Here is a 24,850-nt window from a genome sequence, read left to right on the forward strand (position 1 = left end):
CAAGCTTTTCCATTCATTTGTCGCAGCACTAATCAAATAAGAAATAACAGTAGAAACCGTGCATTTTCGGGCTGTCTCGGTGTGGTTGAACTCCGTTAAAATCGCCTGGAGCTCTGCTTCTGAAAGAAAGTTTTGAATCAATGTGTGGGACGTGGTATTCTTGTTCATGAGAGATTCCTCGTTTCGTCAATGTTGGTGTGGTAACTTACATTGTACAAGAGGAATCTCTCTTTTTGTATTCATTTTTTGGTAGAATTTAGATAATCAACAGACGTGTTATTTTTATATTAAATACGTATTCATAATCTTACGGGTAATGAATCTATATAAATACAAGTTGACTTTTTAACATATAAGGCGCTGCTATGCAGAACAAAACATGGCCGCTACTTGCTGTCTATCTTTGTTTTAAACTTTGCACGCGGCAGGAAAAGGAACTGATCGCCTCTATGCATGGCCAATTGCTCTCGTCTCCTCCCCTAAAAAATTGGTTTTTATGTCATTTTTTCAATTTGTATTCATATAAAAGTTCCCCACCTGCATTTCTATAAAATTCAAATTGCATAAAACTTAGATTCCCTATATCCACTTATATTTGGACACATTTACCAATATTATCCCCCCGAAATTTATGTTAAATTTATTTAGTCAAGTATGCCATTACTTGACAAATTACCCTAAGAAGTCCCGTATATCCCGGGGCTTCTTTCTTTAGAGTGCTTCTGACGCATTCTTCAAAATTATATTAAAGACCCATCTAATCATGAGTATATGCTTATAAACATTTTCAAATCTCAAGTAGTTGAGAAGAATTCACAAGAAAAAGTAGTGAAGGATTTTGCATTCGACTTCTTGCAAAAACCAAAATATAACTATCGTGGTGTTGAAAAAACAACAAGTACAGTAACCTTAACAAATGTATGACAAATGGATAAATCATTGAATAAAATGCGTCGATAAAAACAAAAGTCCTTCACACGAGAGAGCTTTGTTTGTTTTAATGTAATTATTCACCAATTGTGCATTTCTATTCAAAAAATATCATTTTATATCAATAGTCGGATATATAAACCTATATTTATATATCCGACTATTGATATAAAATGATATTAATGCTAAATTTTAACTATAGGAGTGATTACTATGAATAGAATTGATAGCTTTTTCGAATCATCGTTAAGTACATGCAAGACATTACAATTAAGTTTACTCCCAAATATACCTGGGCAAGAAGAAACTGTACCCCATAAGCTAGTTTCTTATCACTTAAAAGAAACTGTTTCTGGTTTTCTATTAGAATTGAACTTAGAAAATATAGAAACAAATGAACAATATATTTTCACATACAATGATATTCGGAAAATAGAATATTATGGTGGATCTACACATCAAAATCAAAAATATTATATATACTGTTTAAATAGACACTTATATAATATACAACACAGCAATGAACTACTCGACGGTAGAAAACTAAATGTTTCATACGAAGATGAACATTGTATTGATATATATAGAATTATGATTTATAAATAAACTTACAATTATTTACAACCTAAAGATCTAGTATGTTTTTCGAAATATATACCATATTTTTCTATCTATAGAAACCATTTTCTGATTAGTATCTAAGTCATTTTACTTTTATTAACAAAACACTTCCAATAACATTATTGCATTATTATAATGCAATAATGTTATTTTCTACTTTTTTGTAATGTCATAACCAATGTTTGATTAAGAAACTGTCATCTTGTCAAACAACAAAAAACTCTGATGTTCTACTTCATCAGAGCTTTTTGTTAGTTATCTCAACCAATTCACATAAGACTCATCAAGTTTATACCAATAGGGTGACAACTAAATAAGCGACCGTTCTCCATTTCTCAAATAACGATTTTATTACGCTTTGTTTAAATTTTTTAAATTAATCACTGATTTCATCCGATAGCTCACGATGAATTCTACATTTACATTTTTGACTTGTTCCTCTGTGTATTCATAAAAATCCACTGCTACACGTTTGGCAAACCGCTCCGCATATTTATCTTCTTTTACAGGGACAGAAACTATAAAACTCATATGCTCGTTATATACATGGTATTGATAACTCGTGTTAGCCATCTTCTTCTCCCTTTCTACAAATAAGGATTTTATTAAATATATAAATCAAACTTGACTTTCCAACACACAAATCACCGACATGCTAAACAAAAAATAACCTGCTACTTTCGTTTTCTCTTTGTTTGAACTTCGCACGTGGAAGAAAAAGGTCCTGACCGCTTCTGCGCATGGCCAAACGCTTAGGGCCATCTAAAAAGAAAAGGGGTTTATGTCAGGTTTTTAATTTGATTTATATATTCAATTGGGCCTTTTTATACTCTCTGTATTACTAGCCCGCTAGATACTCAGAAACTTCACGAAATTATAAAAATAATGCAGAAGTTCTCGATTTGAACTAATGTATTTATGTACTAAATATCGGAAATACATATAAAAGTCGAAACATTTATGAATTTTGAAGACAATCGTAAACTAGATATTCAATTAAGTTATATGGTGGAAACAGATACTACACAATATGTAGTATTTAAAAAGAATGAAAAAGCCCCGATACCATTAGTATCAAGGCTTCCAACTCTTAGTAAAGAGTCATATATTGATCGCGTTCCCATTGGTGAACTTGCGTGCGGAACATATCCCACTCGATTTCTTTCGCTTCGATAAAGTGCTCCAGTAAGTGTTCTCCTAATGCACCGCAAATAATTTCGTTTGATTTTAGTTCATTTAGCGCTTGTGCTAATGTAGCTGGTAAATCAATAATACCTGCTTTTTCACGTTCTTCTGGAGTCATTACATAAATATTGCGATCTACTGCAGGTGGTACCGCAAGTTTATTTTTAATTCCATCAAGACCTGCTGCTAATAATACCGCCATTGCTAAATATGGGTTTGCAGCTGGATCAACGCTACGTACTTCTACACGTGTACTTACACCGCGAGATGCAGGGATACGTATTAATGGGCTACGGTTTTGTGCAGACCATGCTACGTAACAAGGCGCTTCATATCCAGGCACTAAACGTTTATAAGAGTTTACAGTTGGATTAGTTACCGCTGTAAAACTTGATGCATGTTTTAAAATACCTGCGATAAAGTGGCGAGCATCATCACTTAATTGTAAATCACCATTTTGATCGTAGAATACATTCTCACCATTTTTGAATAGTGATAAGTTACAGTGCATACCAGAACCATTTACACCAAATAGCGGTTTTGGCATAAATGTTGCGTGTAAACCGTGTTTGCGTGCAATTGTTTTTACAACAAGTTTAAATGTTTGAATATCGTCACACGCTTTAACTGCATTTGCATATTTGAAGTCAATTTCATGTTGCCCTGGTGCAACTTCATGGTGAGATGCCTCGATTTCAAAGCCCATTTCTTCCAATTCAAGAACGATGTCACGACGACAGTTTTCTCCTAAATCCATCGGTGCAAGGTCAAAGTATCCGCCATTATCATTTAATTCTAATGTTGGATTTCCTTTTTCATCAACTTTAAATAAGAAGAACTCCGGTTCTGGTCCAAGATTAAAATCAGTAAATCCTAGTTCTTCCATTTCTTTCAAGATGCGTTTTAAATTGTTACGTGGATCACCATCAAACGGTGTTCCGTCTGGATTATAAATGTCACAAATTAGTCGTGCTACTTTCCCTTTTTCAGCTGTCCACGGGAAAATTACCCATGTATCTAGGTCTGGATATAAGTACATGTCGGATTCTTCAATGCGAACGAATCCTTCAATAGAAGATCCGTCAAACATCATTTTGTTATCTAGAGCTTTTGTTAACTGACTAACTGGAATTTCTACGTTTTTAATACTTCCTAAAAGATCCGTAAATTGTAGACGGATATACTTTACATTCTCTTCTTTCGCCAAGCTGAAAATATCTTCTTTTGTGTACTTTGCCATTTAAAATTCCTCCTTAGTCCCTCTAAACATTCTCAAAATTATCAATCATCAATGAAAAAACCTTGAAATATCACCTTGTCGTAAAGATGTTCGATTAAATCTGCCTGTATGTTGCAGTTCATCTCGAAGAATTTTACGAAGCTCAGATTTCGAAATTTCCTTCACTTCTTCTCTTGCTTGTATCACTTCTGATTGATTTTCCTTCATTAGTAGTACTTGTTTAATACCAGCCATGTTTAAACCTTGATCTAACAAGTCTTTAATCTCTAACAATTTATCTACGTCGTTAAATGAAAATAATCTACGATTTCCTTTTGTACGGGTTGGGGAAATCAATTTATGTTCTTCATAGTACCGAATTTGACGCGCAGATAACTGTGTTAAATCCATAACTATACTTATCGGAAACAGCGGAGCAGAACGTCGATCATGTTGTGTCACTTCAGTTCCTCCTTCGCCTTAACTTGATTCTCATTTTATATCATGTTATGTCTCATGTCAACGGATGTTAACTTTTCTAACGTGAATTTTTATAAATTTTTTTACTTTTATTAAAATGTCTCAATTCTTTACTTATATACAAAAAAGCTGCCAAAATCGGCAGCTTTCATTTATGAAATTACTAATAGATTTTTTTCAATTAGCGTATCAATAGCAGAACAAATCGCAATCTTCACGTGTGAATATGTCAACCCACCTTGTACATAAGCAACATAAGGCGGACGAATTGGACCATCTGCTGATAATTCAATACTCGCCCCTTGAATAAATGTACCTGCAGCCATAATTACATCATCTTCATAGCCCGGCATGTAATTCGGATACGGTGTAAAATGCGAATTGATTGGTGATGCATATTGAATTGCTTGGCAAAATGCAATCATACGTTCTTTATCATCAAATTGAACTGATTGTATTAAATCTGTTCGCGGCGCATCCCAAGTTGGTGATGTATTCATACCAAGCCTCTCTAAAAAAGCCGCTGTAAAAATAGCACCTTTTAACGCTTGACCAGCAACATGAGGCGCTAAGAAAAAACCTTGATACATCTCTTGCAAACTATATAAAGATGCACCAGCTTCCGCTCCGATACCTGGAGACGTTAAACGATATGCGCACGCTTCTACATATTGCTCTTTCCCAACAATATAGCCTCCCGTTTTCACAATGCCGCCACCTGGATTTTTAATAAGTGAACCAGCCATTAAATCTGCACCGACATGACATGGTTCTAGCCCTTCTATAAATTCTCCATAGCAGTTGTCTACAAACACAACAACATCAGGTTTAATTTCTTTTACGAATGCAATCATTTCTTTAATTTCAGCTATTGTAAATGATGGACGAGTTGCATAACCCTTTGAACGTTGGATTCCAATCATTTTTGTATTTTCATGGATTGCCGCTTGCACTGCAGCAAAATCAACACGCTCCTCTTCTGTTAAAGCAACTGCCTGATAGCCGATATTATACTCTTTAAATGAGCCAACACCTTTTCCACGAACACCAACGATTTCTTCTAACGTATCATACGGCTTCCCAGTTATATATAACAATTCATCACCAGGTCGTAATATACCAAACAACGCTGTAGAGATTGCATGAGTCCCAGAAATAATTTGCGGACGTACAAGGCCTGCTTCCGCCCCAAATACATCAGCATACACCTTCTCTAACGTATCACGGCCAATATCATCGTATCCATATCCTGTTGTTGGAATAAAATGCGCGTCACTAATTTTATGATTACGAAAACTTTCTAACACACGAAATTGATTACTTTCAATTACTTCTTCAATCTGTTTATGTATATCCGCAATTTGCATTTCTACTTCTTTTACAATCGGAGCAATCTTTTCACCATTTTTCAATCGATTAAACATCTTCTTTCTCTTCTCCTTTTCTCGTTGAATATTTATAAATTTGTCCATTAAGCGGAGAATGAGCAAAAACATACCCTGTACATTCATATGCTTGCTTCTCTTCTTGAAAGGTCATTGCTGTTAATACTGTTTCTGTTTTTAAAAGCGTCAACAATCTACCTTCACACACCGGAATCATTAATTCATACGAATCCATTCGCTTCATCATTTCTATTTCTACAACTTTTTTTAGTTTTTCTAAATCCGCCTCATGAAAAGCACTTGTCATAATAAAATCATTCTCCGGGAACGGAATGAAGTTTGGATGTAACTTATCTTTTTTATTGTACACAGTAATAATCGGAATGTGATCAACTTCAAGTTCTTGCAATAATTTTTTAACTGTCTCTTCATGCCCTAAATAATTGGGATCAGCTGAATCAATAACATGCAAAATAACATCTGCTTCATTTACTTCCTCTAATGTCGAACGAAACGCGGCAATTAAAGACGTCGGTAAATCTTGAATGAATCCAACTGTATCTGTTAATAACACTGTATAACCACATGACAATTGCATTTTACGCGTTGTTGGATCAAGTGTTGCAAATAATAAATCTTCCTCAAACGTATCAGCAGCCGTTAATCTGTTAAATAACGTAGATTTCCCAGCGTTTGTATACCCAACTAAAGAAACTTGAAAGACTTGATTTTCTTTACGCCGCTCCCGATATCTCTTACGGTGTTCAACCACACTAGAAAGTTGCCTTTTGATTTCATCAATACGAGAGCGAATATGACGACGATCCGTTTCTAATTTCGTTTCTCCCGGACCTCTTGTTCCAATACCACCACCAAGACGAGATAACGCTTTCCCTTGTCCTACAAGACGCGGCAACGCATATTGAAGCTGCGCAAGTTCCACTTGCAATTTACCTTCTCTGGACTTCGCACGCTGAGCAAAAATATCTAATATAAGCTGTGTACGATCAATAACCCTCGCATCTAACTCCGCTGATAAATTTCGAATTTGACTTGGTGTTAATTCATTATTAAAAATGATAACATCTGGCTCTAGTTCTTCCGCAAGCACAGAAAGTTCTTCTAACTTCCCTTTTCCAACATACGTTGCTGGATGGAACTTAGTACGTTTTTGCATCGCCATAACTAACACTTCTGCTTGTGCTGTTTTTGCTAATGATGCTAGCTCTTCCATTGAATGTTCAAAACGTTCGTCATCATCTTGGGGTAATTGACAGCCGACTAGTATCACTTTTTCTTTTTCTTCTAACAAATATCTTCACTCATCCTTTTCGAAAATTAAACCTTCTAATATAATAGCAGAGTAAGAACATTTCATCTAGTTAGTGAGGGAGAATTTCATGGCATGGGATTTATTTAGCATCATTGGTACAATCGCATTCGCTTTAAGCGGAGCAATCATCGCGATGGAAGAAGAATACGATATTTTCGGGGTTTATATTTTAGGGATGGCAACCGCGTTTGGGGGAGGCGCACTGCGTAATTTATTAATCGGCTATCCAATTGTTTCGCTTTGGCAACAAGATATGTTATTTGAAATTGCAATGTTGTCAATGACTATTATATTTTTATTCCCGAACAAACTTATCAGACATTGGAAACGTTGGGAAAATATCACCGATGCAATCGGTTTATCTGCATTTGCAATTCAAGGTGCATTATATGCACAAAAACTAAACCTACCAATTAGTGCAACGATCGTCGCAGCAGTCTTAACAGGAATCGGCGGCGGTATTATCCGTGATTTATTAGCACGTCGTAAACCACTTGTACTACGAGCAGAGATTTATGCACTTTGGACAATTTTAGCTGGATTTTTAATTGGGGCTAAAATTATTGTGAGCGACTGGGCATTATATGTATTATTCCTCCTTATCGTATGTCTCCGTATGGTTTCACTCTATTACAAATGGCACCTACCACATCGTAGTGTAGAAAAGATTGAACATTTCAGCGAGAGATAACAAATTAACCCTTTACTTTTTTGTAAAGGGTTTTTCTATTTTCCCCTATCCTAATAAAAAAAACATTTCCATTACTCCTCCTTATCATTATTAGAAATGAAAAACACCACTCATAGTTGCGATAGGTAAAACTTTGAAGTTATCTCCATCTTTTCCCCCGCTTAACACTGTACGTGCGACTTTCATCGCATACAGCGTCCCATCTTATTCTTCTATACTAAAGTAACTAGATTACAAGCTTTACGAAGTTTGTTTATTTTCTTCAATTGCTTATCGTTCAATTGAAGAATTCTCATGTACGTTCTAATCGTCTCTTCATTTGTAGCGTGAATCAGTCTGTGGACAAATTCATGTACAATAATTAGGTTATTGAACTCGTCAGTTCCTCCCATACCTTTCGGTACTTTGTGATGACAGTGTGCTTCATCAGCTAGCAAAAAGATTCCTGTAATAGCACATTTCCCATTTTGCATGGAATATCTTGATATCCTGTTATCTGCATACTCCATGCTTTTCCCTTTGGTGGAGGATAGCAACATTTTTTTAACTTCATTAGTAATGTTTCCTTTTAGGTTTTTGATGAGTTTCTTTCTTCCCTTTTCAGTATAGTTACATATGTCTTGACTGAAACTTTGAGGGAATCGTGTTTGTATATCCGCTAGTGGAAATATGTGATTACCTGCTACTTCAAAGGTTCTATAATTATTCCTGTGAATTTTTTTGTATAATGCGTTAGCATTGGTAGGTATTTTATATTTCCCTATTGATTTTAGACGATTGAACAAGGTTTTCGAGAGACGAAAGGCTATTTCAGCAAAGTCTACATTTACATGTGTTGCGATTCTGTAATAGTTTTTTATGCCAAGTACATAGGCGTTATAATCCAGTACCGCTTTTACTGTTGGATTCTTTTGGATTGTTTTAATCCTTGTTTTTGCTTTTTCAAGGATATCCTTTTTCTTTTTCTCGCTTACATGTGTGTTCGCTACATATCTTTTGCGCTTTTTTACAGATTTGATGGAGAATCCTAGAAAATCCGAAGATTTTCTTTTTAGGTTAGTTATAGTTGATTTTTCATTAGATATATTAAGGTTTAGTTGATTTTTGAGATATCCTTCCACTGCATGGAATATTTTGATTGCAGATTGATGGTTATTAGTAAATATTTTAAAATCATCTGCATACCTAACTATATACATTTTCTTCAATTTTGCTTTTATCAACAATGGGTTTTTAGTTGCTATTGTATATGGTTTCCTTGTTTTAATATTCTCCCACTGACTGGATATCCACCAATCCAAATCGTTTAGTACAACATTACTAAGTAATGGACTTAGAATTCCTCCTTGCGGAGTTCCTTTTGTAGGAATGCCTTTTCCTTTGATTGGGGCTTTTAACATTTTTGAGATAATTGTCAGTACTCTTTTATCAGTTATACCTATGTTGTATAGTTGTTTTAATAATTTGGAATGATTTACATTGTCAAAGAAACCTTGTATATCAATATCTACTACGTGACTAAATCTCCCTCTGTTTATCAAGAATTGACACCTAGCCATTGCATGGTGTGTTGACCTGTTGGGTCTGAATCCATATGAATGTTTGTAGAATTTTGCTTCGCATATTGGTTCTAAAACTTGTTTGAACATTTGTTGAATCAATCTATCTCTCATTGTAGGGATTCCTAATGGGCGTTTCTTTCCATTCGGTTTTGGTATTTCGACCCTACGGACCGTATTTGGTTTATAATCCACAAGAGCTTTTCTTATGTTATCAATGAAAGAATCCACATCTTCCATTTTATAGTGGTCGATTGTAATACCGTCTGTTCCTTCGGTTTTAGAACCAGTGTTAGCCTTTATATTTCTATATGCTAGTAGAATATTTTCTTTTGATGTGATGTGCTTATATAAATTTACACCTTTAGTAGCATTGTTTTGGCTTCGTTGATATAAATCATCAAACACTTTTTGCATGTTGTAATATTCTGCATGTCGTAATGTTGTACTCACCGATGTATTAATTCCCCTTTCTTACGAAAAGTCCCATCATCTTACTCGATCCTGTGAGTTACATCTAGTTAATTTAGTTTTCAAAGAACAAGACTAGGGACTATCCCTCCACATTCGTTACATGCTTCTTCGGTACTGTGTCCCCACCTTCACAAGAATGAAGCAATTTCGGTTCGTTAGAACCTTATATGCATCTGTCCGCTAGTAGGCGTTGGTGACAGTTTCTTGCTTACCACGTTCCGTTTAACTTAGCTATACATATATCCTTAGGTGCTTGCTTTAAGCCTGTTATCTTTACATCCTCATCGTTAGATGTTCCGAATTTCGTATCCTTTACTCTTACTTTTCGGTAGATAACGTCATCATTGACGACATACACATTTCTATTGTATTAATAATTTAGACCCGTACATTCGCAAGTTCGCCAGTCCATTATTTGGGACATTCTCACCATAGATATTTTGTAGCATCCCGACCTATCCATTACCATATGATTTCTCACTTAGGTTTTGTTCAGCCGACTTCACCTAGCTTCATACAATTTGTGACTACTATCACGCCTTGCATGTAGGAGTATCAGATAAGTAGTTTCAGCTCAACCTGACGGCTTTCATTCCTACTTTCAGTCAATCAGTTGTTGTTATCAAATTGATAACCCTCCTATTTCGTGTTTACACACTTATAAGGAAACGTGTCGCACAAAGGATTATTTTATTGCATGTTTTTTGTACATATTCGCAAATACTATTCCTTAAAGAGAGGTGAAACAAATGACAAAGCATGTAAATAAAGGTGCACAAAGAAGTTCTGTAGATCAATCTGGGCATGATCTAAATTCATCATACGAAAAAAGCAAAAAAATGGAACGTTATCATAAAGCTTATCAACAAAAAGCAAAAGAAGAGCAGGAGTGAAATAATATGGCAAAAGGAAACAACAAACGCAATCGCGGACAAGGTAGTAGCGTTAATCCACAAGGACTCGCTTCAGATGCAGCTGATCAAAGTCCAAAAAGCCAATTAGAGCAGCGTGCAAAAACAAAGAATACGAAATAAAACACGAAGCGTAACGCTTCGTGTTTTATTATAAACTATGCACTTCTTCTTCAAGAGTTAAATCGCTACTAGAAATTGTTATTAAATCATATTTATCATAGGCTTCTTCCTGAAGCAATCTCATCGCTTGTGTACGAATCGACTTTTCCACAATATTACGGACGTAACGCCCATTGCTAAAAGAAGTGATATGTGATGAATATTTTACTGTATTTAAATGCTCGCGAAGGTTCCACTCTGCCTCTTTTGATAGTTGATACTCTCTTTCTTCATACATCTGTTTCCCTATTTCTAATAGTTGATTGACTGTGTAATCCGAAAACTCAATAATGAAAGGAAAGCGAGATTGCAAACCTGGGTTAAGTGATAGAAAATGGTTCATCTCCCTTGAATACCCTGCTAAAATGAGCACAAAAGCATGCTGTTTATCTTCCATATGTTTAACGAGCGTATCAATTGCTTCTTTTCCAAAATCTTTTTCTCCCCCGCGTGCAAGCGAATATGCCTCGTCAATAAACAAAATCCCTCCCATTGCTTTTCGAATAAGATCTCGCGTTTTTTGTGCCGTATGTCCAATATATTCACCAACTAAATCTGCCCGTTCCGCTTCAACTAAATGTCCTTTCGATAACACATTCATTTCAAATAATAATTTCCCTATCATTCTAGCAACAGTCGTTTTCCCCGTCCCCGGATTTCCTTTAAATAACATATGAAGGACTTGTTTCTCTGATTTCAAGCCCATTTCTTGCCGTTTTTTATTTACATAAATCCATGCATAAATTTCTTTTATAATTTTTTTGATTTCCTGCATTCCCACAAGCTTGCTCATTTCTTCTTCAATCCGCTGCAACATTTCATGTTTTGTAACAGTTTCATTTGAAAGATTTTGCTTTTGTTCTGGAGAAGAAACAGAAATTTTATTTCGGTGATTTAGCACAATGTTAATCTGATTATTGTTCTTCTTTCGCATCGACTGTTCCATACAATCACCTCATTTTTTATCATCTCACTGACGAATATTGTCAACATTTGCGCTTTCCCAAGAAATAAACATTTTCTGAAAATTTTTGTTATAATGTAAGAAAACTAGGGAGGTGGGACTATGTCAACAAAAGAAATTAATGATACATTACAGGCTTTCTGCGCTTACTTATTAAATAAGGGACGAAAACCTTCAACCATTAAACGATACGTCTACGACATCGAGGATTTTGTCCATTGGTTAGAAAAGTACAAAAAAATTTCTTCTAATAATATATGGGGGACACTTTGTACAAAAGACTATGAAGATTATTTTTCAGAATTAAAAATAAAACGTCATTACTCCGAAAAAACAATGCATCGTGTTTTTATTGTATTAAATCGACTGTATCATTTCTTAAACTTGCCTAGCCCCCTGAAAGATATGGAACTTGTTATACAACCAGATCGTACACTGCGAGATGAAGATTTCATTTCGCAACAAGAAGAACAGCGTTTAAAATATATTTTAACTTCTTTGGAAGGACTGTCAGATAAACAACGACCTGTACGTCCATTACTTATGGATCGAAACGTATGTATTATAATGCTTCTTCTTGACTACGGTTTATCATTACAAGAGCTCATCTCGTTGAATATGCATCACGTTCATTTTGAAAATAATACATTATCTATTCCTGCTGTATCTGGAATAGAGCGAGTTATTACATTAACAAAAGAAGATAAAAAAAAGTTATATCAATACTATAAAAATATCCCCGAGCCAGTACGTCCAAAATACCATAGCATGGATTCATTATTTGTGGCTTTTGATTTTAACCGAAATACATTCCGTTGGGTATATGAAAATGACGCTCCAAAAGGATTAACAGAGATTTCCGTACAAAAAATGATTCGACTTGAAGTAGCGCGTGCAGGGCTACGTAAAGGTATCTCTGGCCAGCATTTACGCAATACTTTTATTTTACGTCTCATCCAAAATCATGTTCCGGAACAAGAAATTATAAAACGAATCGGTTTTAAATCAAAAATTTCATTAAAAAGATATTATAACTATGCAAAGCAAAAAGAAAACGCCTCGTAATAGGCGTTTTTATTATTTTTTATAACAATACCCCGTCTCCCTATTCCTTTTTATACATTACTTGCATCTACTAAGATAGAATTCTTCACCATGACAATTAGGAAGGAGACTTTCAATGTCTTATTTTAATGATAATGAGAAAAATGTTTCAATGCCTTATTTTCCAATACACTCCCACCGAATTCCAGCTGTTCATTACACTCATGCTTCTACATCATCCATCAAACGTTTGCAAAAAACACTAAGTGACTTAACTCATTTAATTCCAGCTGTATTTTCAACACCGTCACAATCAAACGTAAAGGGACTTATAAACATATTAGAAGCAATCCAATGGGACCTAAAACGTTTAAACGTATCACTCACACAGCGAGGAACCGGTATTGAGATTGCTAGGGATTTAATCACTATTTTGAACAATCAACCGTTTTCGGCCAATGTAGTATATATTGGATTACAAAATTTACTCAACTTTTCGCTGTATATTATAAAATCGTTTAAGATGAACCACCATGTATCTGAAAATATTATTGAACAAACAAAGAATTTACAAATAGCTTTACTTCAAATAATGCCGCTCGGAATGAATGATCAACTTAAAGATGATCAAGAGAATCAAGACGAACACCATACACAAGAGGAATTCGAATTTCTAGATGAACACTGTGTACAAAATAATCTTAAGCTTTTAGATGAACACCATGAACAAAACGAACTTGAGCTTTCAAATGAACACTACGTACAAAACGAACTTGAGCTTTCAAATGAACACTACGTACAAAACGAACTTGAGCTTTCAAATGAACACTACGTACAAAACGATCTTGCACTTTTAGATGAGCATCAGCATAAAGATAAGCAATTTCAAGAAAGCGAAGAGGAGCTACTCTCCCTACATCTACCTGTGTAATACGTAAAATCGACTCAAAATGCCCATTTTCACACCTTTTCCAACATAAGTTTTCAATAAGTAAGATACATTTTTTACTTTCAACAACGTTTAAGAATCATCTTTTTTATTTTCGCATTTTCATTCTTTAGACAAATAACAAAACATCTAGATTCTCTATCTCCTAACTAGATTTCCATGTATTTTTTAAAATTAAAAAAAGAGCGAATCATTCGCTCTTTTTACTATGTACAATTCTTTTACTATTCTAATTCGATTGAAACGTTCTTTTGTGGAACAAATGTAGAAATCGCATGTTTATAAATAAGCTGTTGCTTACCTTCTGTTTCCAACAATACTGTAAAATTATCGAATCCTTTAATTAAACCACGAAGTTGGAAGCCATTTAATAAGTACAGCGTAACAAACGTATTCTCTTTACGGAGTTGATTTAAAAATTGATCTTGAATATTGATTGATTGCTTCATGTCGAATCCTCCTCTTTTTCTCTACTACTTATTATTCGCCTTAAGTTGTAGCTTTCCTTCTGTATACTGTAAAATTTCTTGATTTTTTTCACCGCTTGTAACATCAAACCATTTAACATCCATTTTATTTCGGAACCAAGTTAATTGTCGTTTGGCATAACGGCGGGAATTCGTTTTTAAAGCAATTACCGCTTCTTCTAACGAAATTTCCCCATCAAAATATTCATACAACTCTTTATAACCAATCGCTTGAATAGATTGGCAATCCCGAATTCTTTCTTCATACAAACACTTAACTTCCTCTAACAAACCTTGCTTCATCATAATATCTACACGTAAATTAATACGGCTATATAATAAATCTCGATCCATTATTAAACCAATTAAAGCCACGTCATATAACAATTCATTTTCTTGTTGCTCTAATTGGTCACTCATCTTCTGCCCTGTTGTATGAAAAATTTCTAATGCACGAATGACACGTCTCACATTATTTGGATGAATGCGCTTTGCACTTTTCGGATCAATTTCTTCCAGCTTTCCGTGTATATACTCTACACCATGTTCCTCTACTACTTCCTCTAACTGTTTACGGTACACAGGGTCTCCTGGTTCATCAGAAAACTGGTAATCATATAGTACAGATTGTATATATAAACCCGTCCCGCCAACAATGATAGGTAGTTTACCACGACTTGTAATATCTGCTATATGACCGCGTACAAGCTCTTGAAACTCAGCAACAGAAAATGCATCTTCTGGATTTTTTATATCAATCATATAATGCGGAATTCCGTCCATCTCTTCTTCCGTAACTTTCGCCGTACCTATATTCATACTACGATAGATTTGCATAGAATCACCGCTTATAATCTCTCCATTTAACGCTTTTGCCAATTCAATGCTAAGCTTCGTTTTTCCAACTGCAGTTGGTCCAATAATAACAACAACCTTGTCCTGCTTTTCTTCTCCCATATACTCCAACTCTCTTTATGTATAGTTATACATCTGATTATTATATCCAATCTTACCAATTTTAACAGTCAAAATGCAAGTAATCTTATTACGGTAATTGAAATTATATATATATTTGTTAAAAATATAATCTATTTTGCATGTTTTGTCCAATCACTTCATATACATGGTAGAAATCAAAATGGAGATGGAGATGATACGATGAGGATTGGACAAGCTACTATTGATTTTCGCTCGTTATCAGAAGAGTTAATTCTAGCAACCGCAACAAAAGGAAAGAATTTCTCTCAGGAAGAGTTATACTTTGCGCTAAATTGTATTCTGCGTTCGTTCCATACGATACTTACAGATGAAGAAACAGATATAAAAACTAACGAATATACACAATCACAGTTTTGCGCTGCATATAACATTTTGACAGGACAAACGATATATCCATTCTAAATAATCTTCTCATTTCCTCAAAATATTTAATAGGTTCGTTCATCTATGTTTTGAAGAGACTCTTACGTTCATCATCCTCTCTTCTGCCATTTCATAATAATGAAGTCTTAGTTATAGCTAAATATTAGCCCAACGTTTGCCCTTGCAAGTAAACAGAAACTTCTCCAGTTCCTTTTCCCTTTACAACGACTTTTGCATATTTAAGAAAACGAACTGGAGAAATTGTTGCCATTTGAAGAGGATCAACCTTAAATGTGATTGTATCTGTAAAGTAATGAACAGAGTCCGGGCTAATTTGTACATACGTTTCAATTGCAGCATTTGTATTATTAATAATTGCAAAAGAATATTGATTTAGCTCTGAAACGTCAAATATTACAAAGTCCTCTTCTTCCTGAGAAATATGTAAAATAACTTCTCTGTTGAAAAACATTTTTCTCATTACTGGCATATCAACACCTAATGGAGCAAAGCAACTCATATAGCTCAATTGCTTATATTTTTCATACAACTTACTGTTTCTCCCATAATTTTTTTCCTTAAATGCCCCCTCTTCACCTTTTACACTATATTCCTTTGTTAATAAATATCCTTCATCGTCCACTCTTAACGGTCTTGCTTCTTCATTCTCTGTTATTCCATATAAAAATAGGATTGGTTGTTCTTCAACTCCTTCTTCTTGCATCCCGTTTCTTTGTTTCTCTTCACTTTCTTCTCGTAATGCGATCTGTTTTGTCGTCATTCCAGATTGTAATGGAGGTGGTAAAATAGGTTGATTTTTCTTTCGAGCTGAAAACGGTGAAAAAACATCCTTTTTTCCTTTCTCGCTATGCCCCTTATTTGATGATCCCTTTTTACCCGCCACCTATATCACCTTCTTTATCCATTTTCCGAAATACAGCTATCTAGAATGAATGTAAAGAAATATTTTTAACAAACGACTCCAATCAATCTTTGTTATTTCACCATTACTTTTCTTATACTGTTCCAAGTCAAATATGTTGCACTGCATCAAATGATGAAAACACCGCTTTTCCCGTTTCTTTTTATGTGATGCTAAAGCTAAACATGGCCAATCATATAATCTAAAGGTTGCCTCACATGCTGATTCCATATTTCTTCAATTGTTTTTAAATGATCTACTGAAGCTTTTTCAAAAAAATAACATATGTTGTAATCTACGATATCTTTTAACGAACATTTAATTACTAATTTTTTAAATATCTATATTTCAAATCTTCATGATTTGAATGTGCAACTAATTGTTTATACTATTCCTGCACTTCTTTAAAGGCATACTTTCGTGCTAGTAGTAACAAACACGACTCCTTGCTAACCTCTGAAGAAGTTGAATAGTAATGTTCATGTTCGCATGTTTCCAGGCAATGCTTTATTGCTTTCTCTCCCTCTATATACTTGTTCATTTTTAAAAGAATTATAGATTTAGCATAAAAAATCTGAAAAATCCAAATACCTATCTTGATATTGTTCTATCAATTTTAAAGCATTCTCATACTGCATACAGCCCATATAGCTATATATTGTTTTTATAACTAAATCAGAAAAAAAGCTTCTTGTTCACAAACAAATAACAGTGGTACATATACAAGTAATGCTTCCTTATATTTCTCATGTTAAAAAAATTCCGTTGCATATGCATATTGCATATACGCATCATCATAGCATTTTTCCAACGTTCGCTTTAGAATTTTCATATTTCTGCTTTCTTTTTCTTTTCGATACACTTCCTCTTCTAAATACCCGCTATGTTCAATCACAATGTTCGTAAATTGGATTTGTTCTTGTGAAAATGCATAGGTTATATCTTCATGTATAGCACCTCTATACGTAAGAAAAGGTTCATTTTTAAACAATCGACAACAATAGTCCACCATATAATCACAATTTCTCTTACAATACCTTTTACTGATTCTAAACAAATAGGCAAATCCTTTTCCTCATCACAAACAATCATACATAACGTTACATTTGAAGGTTGCATCATCATCTGATCCTTTTATTTATAAATTGGTTGTATAGAAACTCGTTTATTTATATATACCTCGGGAATTTTCGCAATATGTAAACTATATACATATTGCCTATATATCTGTTCCTCTTTCCCATTCACAATTGATATAAAGTAACGCCACAATGATGTGATTTGCCATAGTTTATGGTGATTTTCTTTTTGTAAGGCTAATTGAAAGCCATATTGAATACATAACCAGTCTTCTTCGCTTGGAAATATGTCATCAGGCCATTCACCAGTTCGTAAAAAAGATATAAAAACATGCGTCTTATTTTTCATTCTTAATTGTTTATTTTCTACCCAATCATGAAACGCTGTTATAATAGATTGATGAATCGTACGATGCTCCATATATGCAGCCATGTCATATAGTAAGTCGTTTGATAAATTTCCTCTTTCATATATATAAATAATTAACGAATTTTTTTGCTGTTGAAAGAACATTTCACATGTTTTTTGTAATAAGGGTAAATCATCCCAATAATGAAACGTTTGAAATATATCTTCCACTTCTTCTATACTCTCTAGCAATGCCATTATCCTTTCTAATACTTCTCTTTGCTGGGAATCATGTTGTAAAACCTTCTTATACAAAGCAAGCGCTTCTTTCCGATTTTTTCTTTCTAATAACTTTGCAAGTTCAAACGGCGCCTTCTTCTTAAGAATTCCTTCGTCCATTGTATAATGCAATGGAACTTCTGTTATTGATACAATGATGCGATAAACACGAATAGCTTCTGCAAATAAACCAATCTCAGCTGCAACACGCCCCCACAAAAATAGTAAATCTGGAAAATAAGGAAAGCGTTTATTTTCTTTGCGACATACATTCAATACCTCTTTTTTTCTATTCAAGCTATATAGTGTGAAAATTTCCTTTTTTATTGTTAAAGGTCCAAATCCCATATGACTAATATCACAAAGCTCCTTTACCTTTTGCAAATGAAGCAACGCATCTTCTAGGCTACCTACACGTATATACTCACCAGCTAAGTTGTAATGATGAAAAGGGTTATCTGGTTCTCTCCTTACTTGTTTTAAGACTAGCGTCATATTACGTTCTTTTTTCTTTTTTTCTTGAACAATTTCTTCTAAATATCCATAATGGTGAATTTGAATTTGTGTATAAGCAACTGACTCATTATGATATACTTCCGCAATCGCACCACCAATTTGCTCGTGCACCTCACCTGTAAAACGAATTCGGTTATCATTCCGAAAAAAACGTAATACAGGACATGTTTCCACAACCTTCTCTCCCTTATTAGATATATGATTAACAATTTGTAGAAAATATGCCGGATGTTTATTTTCTTTAGCAAGGGAGCGTAATAATGGTGCGGTTTGCTCATCTAATTCTTCATCTGCATCCAAAAATAAAATCCATTCCCCCGCTGCATGCTCTAATGCATAATTACGAGCAGCTGAAAAATCATCATTCCACACAAAATGAAGGGTTTTCGTTGCGTAACGTTCTGCAATTTCTACTGTGCGGTCTATAGACCCTGTATCAACAACAATAATTTCATCTACAATATCCACAATACTTTTTAAACAAGCCTCAATCCTTTTCTCTTCATCCTTACAAATCATACAAAATGAAATGAGACTCATAAATGATAATTCCTCCTTTGCACAAACGTTCTATCTGTCATCCATGCCTTCTCATCTATCGCTTGTAATGATTGCATAACAGCAGAAAGTTGCCGATTAAGAAAAGAACGATTCGAAACACCTTCTTTTATATTTTGCAAACGCTCATAAGCCTCATATAAATACGAATGTGCAGCTGCTATTCTAGCCTTTTCATGGTACGGATTATATTCTAAAATTCTTTCTAATTGCGTGATCGCATGTGCATACTGCTTATTACGAAAAAGCATCTCTCCCATATAAAACAATATTTCTTCATCATACTCTTCTTTCATTAATTTATAAAATAAATGTCCGGCTCGTTCAATATAGCCTTCTTTATACAAACTTTTCGCATAATGAATTGTCAATTCTATATCATCTGCACTTTCAAGAATAGATTCACAAGCAGATAGAAGTTGAAGCTGAAGACACCTTTCGATAAAGTGTTTAACCTTCTTTTTTTCATCATTACGCCACGTACTTACATCGTAAATAGAAAAGGAATAACCATATTGTTCACGTATAACAAGAGGCGCTTCTTCTCCATTAGCTATATACGTAAGAAAGTGATCTACTAACCACCTATTCTTTTCTTCTGCTGTTAATGCTGGACCAATGTTTAATACATAGTTTTGTATTAACAGCGCTCGCTCTAATTGCCCTTTCCTTATGTAGCACTCATTTTGCACAAATAAATCTTTTTGAGAAAAAGATTCATATTCTTTATATAAATCCAGAATTCTATCATGAGCTCCATATTCTTGTAAAATACTAATAAGAAGCTCTTTCTCCGCTCCTGCTTTCAACACCCTTTTTATAGCTTGTGATAATGTATAATCGGCACTTTGTAAACACAGTTCAACAATAGCCTGGTACACTTCTTGAAAATACGGTTGCAAAGCAATCGTTGCACAATAATCGCGTAATGCAGCAACGTCATTTCTGTTTTTACGATGAATTTCCCCGCGATAAAAAAATACGATATGATGTAAATTTTCTCTTTCAGACACATAACGTGATGAATGATTCGTATATGTTTGTACCTTTTCAACTACTTTGAATGCCTGATTATAGAGCCCTTGTTCATATAAGATTTGAATCTGTAATATATACAAGTCTATATAATCTTCATATTTTTGAAGCGCTTCCTCTAGTAATAATAGTGCTTCAGAACTTTTTTTAAGTGCCTTTTTAGTTAAAATTAAGTAGTAATATAATGTATGCAGATACGAAGCGTTCTCTTTCTCTTTCGCCAAACACAGTTCAAATAAATCTTCACTTTTTTCATAATTTCCAATTCGTAAATATTCAACTCCAAGATTATACATATAAAAAGCGGTCATGAATCCTTCCGAAATCGCCATCTCTAATAATTTCATATTCCTGCTTACTTTAGAAAACTTTTGTATGTGCTGCTCAGTATATCCGTAATGCGTAATAGTCAATTGACTTTCTTGTATATGTTCTAATGAAAAACTCTCTACAATTGTCATTAAAATTTGTTCATGTATACGACCTTTAAATCGAAATCGTTGATCATTTCGAAACAACCGCAACGCACGATGATACGTACTATTATATGTGTCTGTCATATTCTTTACTTCAACCCAATACCCTTGAACAGTATCTGTTTGTAAATACTTCCTTGTCTCATCTTCAGTAGCGGTATATATTTCATCTGCATCCAATACTAAAATCCAATCTCCAGTTGAATGATTAATTGCTATATTTCTTGCTTCGCTAAAACTATCTTTCCATGTTGCTTCAACTAACTTTGCGTTATACTGTTTTATTTTCATAATTGTCTCATCTGTAGAGCCAGTATCAATAATTACAATTTCATCTACCCATGATGCGACACTATGTAAACATTGTTCAATCGTATCAGCCGCATTTTTGACAATGATATTGACCGATAGCTTTACTTTATTCACTACATACCCCCTCCTTACCATTAAGGTATGAAAGCCAAAGCATGTATTAGTCATATTTAAGCCCATAAAATAGAAAAAGAGGGCTCTCCCCTCTTTTTCCTACTAATGGAAATCCCACTTTATCCTTGTGCATTAAACCAAACATCAATTGTACTACTACCACTCGTTACCTTATATGAAACACGTGTATACTTCATAAAATATTTTGGTGTTACCGGAACAACTGTATTCACTATATTTGTAATTTCTGTATCCGGATAATAATCTGTATCATTAGGACTAATTTCTAATAAAATATTAACGGTGTTCCCAGTTTGATTTTTGACAAAATAAGTATATTTATCATAATATTCTGTGACCCTTGAAAGTGTTGCGCTTGGTATTGGTGTATAGCTTGTCGTAGTAACTGGAATATTAAGAGCGTTACTTTCAACAAAATTTTGCTGCGAAATTGCAATAACTGTTGTTACTTGATTTACTGTATTTAACGTTCCACCTTGGATTGTTGTTACCGTTGCTCCATTCACTGCATTTACTGTGTTCACTACATTTAACGTTCCACCTAATATCGTTGTCACTGTTGCACTTTCTATTGAAGTAACAGATAAATTACCAACTACTTCAACCCTACCGGCCGTATCTGTTAATACAGGTCGTAATGTACCTGTCCCATCTTGTCCGTAAATGCTCGTTTGAAATTCTGCTGGATTTAAATTAAAAGTATTATAATTTGGCACATGACTCCCCTCCCCTAAAAATGATTCACATACACATAACATATGAATAAAATACATATTGTAACTTACAAAAAGCATGTATGCGTAAAATTTTTAGTTACATATATCCAGCGGTTTCGAGAAGTTTTTTAAAATCATAACTTCTCTTACACAAACATATAGAAATTATATTGATGTTTCCACATAACAAACAAATGATTCTAAATGGAAACGGAGAAAAAGATGCCAAACTATTTCGTTTTTAACACCCCAAATAATTATTTATATTCACTTATAACCAATACATATACAGCTCCAGCAATTAGTTCTACCTCTGAGGGAGCTGCCGCTACATCTCAAATTGTATACACCCTTCCATTACAATAAATGCTTCCTTATCAGTAGCTGGTGTACTTTCTACAAATGCGAATATATCTTGGCGGGAATACTAACAAACAAAAAACACCTTTCTATAGAAAAGGTGTTTTTTGTTTGTTTATAACGACGCTTGATAAATTTTTACAACATCTTGTTTATTTAATTTTTTAAATTGTCCGAACTCACCATATGCCATTGCTTTTTCTGCCATAACATCAATTTGTTCTTCACCAATTTCATAATCTGCTAAACGAGATGGTGCTCCAATAGATGTCCAAAATTGACGCAATGCTTCAATTCCTTCTAACGCTATGTCAACATCCGCTTTATCTTCTGTTTGAACATGAAATACTCGAATCGCAAATTGTTTAAAACGATCTACATTTTCATGTAAAACATGTTGCATCCAATTTGGGAATAATACCGCTAAACCACCGCCATGCGGAATATCGTACACTGCTGAAACAGCATGCTCAATGTTATGCGTTGCCCAGTCTCCTCGTACCCCCATCGCCAAAATACCATTTAGCGCCATTGTACCACAATATAAAATTGTTTCTCGGTGCTCATAACTTTCTAAATCATTTAACAGTTTCGGAGCTGTCTCAATAACCGTTTGTAAAATAGATTCACAGTATCGGTCCTGTAATGCCGTATTTGTGCCTTGGTGAAAATATTGCTCAAGTACATGCGACATAATATCAACAATACCGTAAATGGTTTGGTTGCGCGGTACAGATATTGTATGATTTGGATCTAAAATTGAAAATTGCGGAAATGTGACTGGACTCCCCCAGCCATACTTCTCATTTGTTTCCCAATTTGTAATAACCGAACCTGCATTCATTTCAGAGCCTGTTGCCGCTAAAGTTAACACTGTTCCAAAAGGCAATGCTTCAACTGCAATCGCTTTTTGCGTAACAAGATCCCACACATCTCCATCATACTTGCTGCCAGCCGCAATCGCTTTCGTGCAATCAATTACGCTTCCACCGCCCACAGCTAATATAAATTCGACATTATTTTCTTTACAAATTTGAATCCCTTTATTTACTGTTGATAAACGTGGATTTGGTTCTACACCACTCAACTCAAAAATTTCTGCATCTATTTCTTTTAACATAGATATTACATGATCATAAATCCCATTTTGTTTAATACTTCCACCACCATATACGAGTAACACCTTTTTCCCGTATTGAGGTATTTCTAGTTTCAATTGTTCTAATTGACCTGTTCCAAAAATAAGCTTTGTCGGATTACGAAACATAAAGTTTTGCATACACTTCATCCTTTCTAGATAAAAGTAACTATACTTTTGTATATCATATATTTAGTCTTTTACAAAAAAATCTGCTTATACAAAAAAGAGTCTCAGCTGAAACTGAGACTCTTTTAATAATAAGGTGAAATCATTAAGTATACGATAACGCCAGAAAGGCTTACATATAACCAAATTGGCATTGTCCAACGTACAATTTTACGATGGCGAGTCAATTGGTTTGTAAATCCGTACACTAAAGAAAATAATGCAAGCGGCACAATTATAGCAGCAAGGAAAATATGTGTAATTAAAATAAAGAAATATACATATTTAATGACTCCTTCTCCACCAAAATGCGTTGCTGGCGCTAAATAATGATACGACAAATACGAAACGCAAAATAGCAATGTTGTTGTAAATGCGGCAAGAATAAATCCTCTATGTAGCTTCACATTCTTTTTAATGATTGAGAACAACGCTGCTAGTAAAAACACGAATGTAAAACTATTACAAATCGCATTAATAAGTGGCAAAATCGTTACATCAAAATGTACTTCTCCTTTGTATCCAACCGATCCAAAAAACAAAAATAAAATAATCGCATTGACGATCACAGAAAGCGTTATCACAACAGGAGCATAGCTCTTCTGTTTCACAGAACCATCAGTCAAATTGTTCACTCCCTCATTCTTCTTAAAATATATAGTGGCTTCATTATTTTAACATATTATTAACCGTATAAATGTGACAAATGTTTGAAATAATCATGTGATGTGAAGCCTCAGCGTTGATAATCTTTTCATACACAAGTGGCAAAAAATAAACAATCCTGGTTTAAAAAACTTATAAAAATCTATCAAAACGTTGGCGAACCAAGACAAAAGCCAACTACCGAAAAGGAATCTCACCTTTTTCCTGTCCGCAAGGCTATCACCTTCTCATTCACCTACTGTGAAAGAATAACGGCAGGTTCCTGTTAGGAACGGTCTTGTTTTGCGCATAATCATTCATCCGAGTCAACTATACGCAAAGGGATATAAGTTTTAAACCAGGTTCCCTCCCTTCTTGATTTGAAATAAAATTTGTTGATTACTCATATACACTGTTTTATGAAGG

23 protein-coding genes and 1 pseudogene are annotated in these 24,850 nt (G+C 34.3%); 8 read left to right on the top strand and 16 right to left on the bottom strand.

The window, feature by feature from the left end:
* Nucleotides 1–735 precede the first annotated feature (735 nt).
* A pseudogene (locus H280_RS26640) lies at nucleotides 736–924 on the top strand (hypothetical protein); the annotation flags it as partial.
* A gap of 219 nt (nucleotides 925–1,143) precedes the next feature.
* On the top strand, nucleotides 1,144–1,536 hold the full coding sequence (locus tag H280_RS0120420; RefSeq protein ID WP_020062976.1) for a hypothetical protein: 393 nt from the start codon (nucleotides 1,144–1,146) through the stop codon (nucleotides 1,534–1,536).
* A gap of 366 nt (nucleotides 1,537–1,902) precedes the next feature.
* On the opposite strand, the gene H280_RS0120425 is transcribed toward H280_RS0120420, so the two are convergent.
* The 5 genes from H280_RS0120425 to hflX all read right to left on the bottom strand — a co-directional run bounded on the left by H280_RS0120425 (nucleotide 1,903) and on the right by hflX (nucleotide 7,132).
* Complete coding sequence (locus tag H280_RS0120425; RefSeq protein ID WP_020062977.1) at nucleotides 1,903–2,124, bottom strand: hypothetical protein; 222 nt, start codon at nucleotides 2,122–2,124, stop codon at nucleotides 1,903–1,905.
* A 517-nt stretch (nucleotides 2,125–2,641) separates the two neighbouring features.
* Complete coding sequence (gene glnA, locus H280_RS0120430) at nucleotides 2,642–3,976, bottom strand: type I glutamate--ammonia ligase (RefSeq protein WP_020062978.1); 1,335 nt, start codon at nucleotides 3,974–3,976, stop codon at nucleotides 2,642–2,644.
* Nucleotides 3,977–4,024: 48 nt separating this feature from the next.
* A complete protein-coding gene (locus tag H280_RS0120435; RefSeq protein WP_051094797.1) occupies nucleotides 4,025–4,366 on the bottom strand; it encodes a MerR family transcriptional regulator in 342 nt (113 codons plus the stop codon).
* A 221-nt stretch (nucleotides 4,367–4,587) separates the two neighbouring features.
* Nucleotides 4,588–5,859, bottom strand: a complete 1,272-nt coding sequence (locus H280_RS0120440; RefSeq protein ID WP_020062980.1) for a methionine gamma-lyase family protein — start codon at nucleotides 5,857–5,859, stop codon at nucleotides 4,588–4,590.
* The gene (hflX, locus tag H280_RS0120445) at nucleotides 5,852–7,132 is read right to left on the bottom strand and encodes a GTPase HflX (RefSeq protein WP_020062981.1); all 1,281 of its coding nucleotides are present in this window, start codon (nucleotides 7,130–7,132) and stop codon (nucleotides 5,852–5,854) included. Before hflX ends, H280_RS0120440 begins: the two co-directional genes overlap by 8 nt.
* Before the next feature lie 88 nt (nucleotides 7,133–7,220).
* Here hflX and H280_RS0120450 point away from each other — a divergent pair, with 88 nt between their 5' ends.
* On the top strand, nucleotides 7,221–7,844 hold the full coding sequence (locus H280_RS0120450) for a trimeric intracellular cation channel family protein (RefSeq protein ID WP_020062982.1): 624 nt from the start codon (nucleotides 7,221–7,223) through the stop codon (nucleotides 7,842–7,844).
* 212 nt (nucleotides 7,845–8,056) lie between these two features.
* Here the strand turns inward: H280_RS0120450 and ltrA are convergent, their stop codons facing one another.
* Nucleotides 8,057–9,856, bottom strand: a complete 1,800-nt coding sequence (gene ltrA, locus H280_RS0120455) for a group II intron reverse transcriptase/maturase (protein WP_020062983.1) — start codon at nucleotides 9,854–9,856, stop codon at nucleotides 8,057–8,059.
* A gap of 770 nt (nucleotides 9,857–10,626) precedes the next feature.
* Between ltrA and H280_RS26240 the strand changes: the two genes are divergently transcribed.
* Nucleotides 10,627–10,770 carry a hypothetical protein gene (locus H280_RS26240; RefSeq protein WP_020062984.1) on the top strand — a complete coding sequence of 48 codons (144 nt, stop codon included), beginning with the start codon at nucleotides 10,627–10,629 and terminating at the stop codon, nucleotides 10,768–10,770.
* 6 nt (nucleotides 10,771–10,776) lie between these two features.
* Nucleotides 10,777–10,911, top strand: a complete 135-nt coding sequence (locus H280_RS26780) for a hypothetical protein (RefSeq protein ID WP_020062985.1) — start codon at nucleotides 10,777–10,779, stop codon at nucleotides 10,909–10,911.
* A 28-nt stretch (nucleotides 10,912–10,939) separates the two neighbouring features.
* Here the strand turns inward: H280_RS26780 and spoVK are convergent, their stop codons facing one another.
* Nucleotides 10,940–11,896 carry a stage V sporulation protein K gene (gene spoVK, locus H280_RS0120470; protein ID WP_020062986.1) on the bottom strand — a complete coding sequence of 319 codons (957 nt, stop codon included), beginning with the start codon at nucleotides 11,894–11,896 and terminating at the stop codon, nucleotides 10,940–10,942.
* A gap of 120 nt (nucleotides 11,897–12,016) precedes the next feature.
* Between spoVK and H280_RS0120475 the strand changes: the two genes are divergently transcribed.
* Nucleotides 12,017–12,979, top strand: coding sequence for a tyrosine-type recombinase/integrase (locus H280_RS0120475; protein WP_020062987.1), 963 nt, complete (start codon nucleotides 12,017–12,019; stop codon nucleotides 12,977–12,979).
* A 115-nt stretch (nucleotides 12,980–13,094) separates the two neighbouring features.
* Nucleotides 13,095–13,889, top strand: a complete 795-nt coding sequence (locus H280_RS0120480; RefSeq protein WP_028411325.1) for a collagen-like repeat preface domain-containing protein — start codon at nucleotides 13,095–13,097, stop codon at nucleotides 13,887–13,889.
* A gap of 242 nt (nucleotides 13,890–14,131) precedes the next feature.
* On the opposite strand, the gene hfq is transcribed toward H280_RS0120480, so the two are convergent.
* Nucleotides 14,132–14,356: an RNA chaperone Hfq gene (gene hfq, locus H280_RS0120485; RefSeq protein ID WP_000813896.1), complete on the bottom strand. Its 225-nt coding sequence runs from the start codon at nucleotides 14,354–14,356 to the stop codon at nucleotides 14,132–14,134.
* 24 nt (nucleotides 14,357–14,380) lie between these two features.
* The gene (gene miaA / locus H280_RS0120490) at nucleotides 14,381–15,331 is read right to left on the bottom strand and encodes a tRNA (adenosine(37)-N6)-dimethylallyltransferase MiaA (protein WP_020062988.1); all 951 of its coding nucleotides are present in this window, start codon (nucleotides 15,329–15,331) and stop codon (nucleotides 14,381–14,383) included.
* A gap of 207 nt (nucleotides 15,332–15,538) precedes the next feature.
* On the opposite strand from miaA, the gene H280_RS0120495 reads away from it, so the two are divergent.
* The gene (locus H280_RS0120495; RefSeq protein WP_028411326.1) at nucleotides 15,539–15,775 is read left to right on the top strand and encodes a hypothetical protein; all 237 of its coding nucleotides are present in this window, start codon (nucleotides 15,539–15,541) and stop codon (nucleotides 15,773–15,775) included.
* 124 nt (nucleotides 15,776–15,899) lie between these two features.
* On the opposite strand, the gene H280_RS0120500 is transcribed toward H280_RS0120495, so the two are convergent.
* From H280_RS0120500 to H280_RS0120530, 7 genes are all read right to left on the bottom strand, one after another.
* Entirely contained in the window at nucleotides 15,900–16,640 is a 741-nt protein-coding gene (locus H280_RS0120500) for a DUF6385 domain-containing protein (protein ID WP_020062990.1), read from the bottom strand.
* 769 nt (nucleotides 16,641–17,409) lie between these two features.
* A complete protein-coding gene (locus H280_RS0120505) occupies nucleotides 17,410–17,649 on the bottom strand; it encodes a hypothetical protein (RefSeq protein WP_020062991.1) in 240 nt (79 codons plus the stop codon).
* Nucleotides 17,650–17,792: 143 nt separating this feature from the next.
* Nucleotides 17,793–19,421: a glycosyltransferase family 2 protein gene (locus tag H280_RS24485; protein ID WP_020062992.1), complete on the bottom strand. Its 1,629-nt coding sequence runs from the start codon at nucleotides 19,419–19,421 to the stop codon at nucleotides 17,793–17,795.
* Nucleotides 19,418–21,376 (bottom strand): glycosyltransferase family 2 protein, encoded by a 1,959-nt coding sequence (locus tag H280_RS0120515; protein ID WP_020062993.1) that lies wholly within the window; start codon nucleotides 21,374–21,376, stop codon nucleotides 19,418–19,420. The genes H280_RS24485 and H280_RS0120515 overlap by 4 nt, the downstream gene beginning before the upstream one ends.
* A 119-nt stretch (nucleotides 21,377–21,495) precedes the next feature.
* Nucleotides 21,496–22,113, bottom strand: coding sequence for a DUF6385 domain-containing protein (locus tag H280_RS0120520; RefSeq protein ID WP_020062994.1), 618 nt, complete (start codon nucleotides 22,111–22,113; stop codon nucleotides 21,496–21,498).
* A 475-nt stretch (nucleotides 22,114–22,588) separates the two neighbouring features.
* Nucleotides 22,589–23,752 (bottom strand): iron-containing alcohol dehydrogenase, encoded by a 1,164-nt coding sequence (locus H280_RS0120525; RefSeq protein ID WP_020062995.1) that lies wholly within the window; start codon nucleotides 23,750–23,752, stop codon nucleotides 22,589–22,591.
* Nucleotides 23,753–23,865: 113 nt separating this feature from the next.
* The gene (locus H280_RS0120530) at nucleotides 23,866–24,414 is read right to left on the bottom strand and encodes a DUF420 domain-containing protein (protein ID WP_442852836.1); all 549 of its coding nucleotides are present in this window, start codon (nucleotides 24,412–24,414) and stop codon (nucleotides 23,866–23,868) included.
* Nucleotides 24,415–24,850: the final 436 nt, after the last annotated feature.

This window comes from Bacillus sp. 123MFChir2 (assembly GCF_000383235.1).
In the GTDB taxonomy this organism is placed as follows: domain Bacteria; phylum Bacillota; class Bacilli; order Bacillales; family Bacillaceae_G; genus Bacillus_A.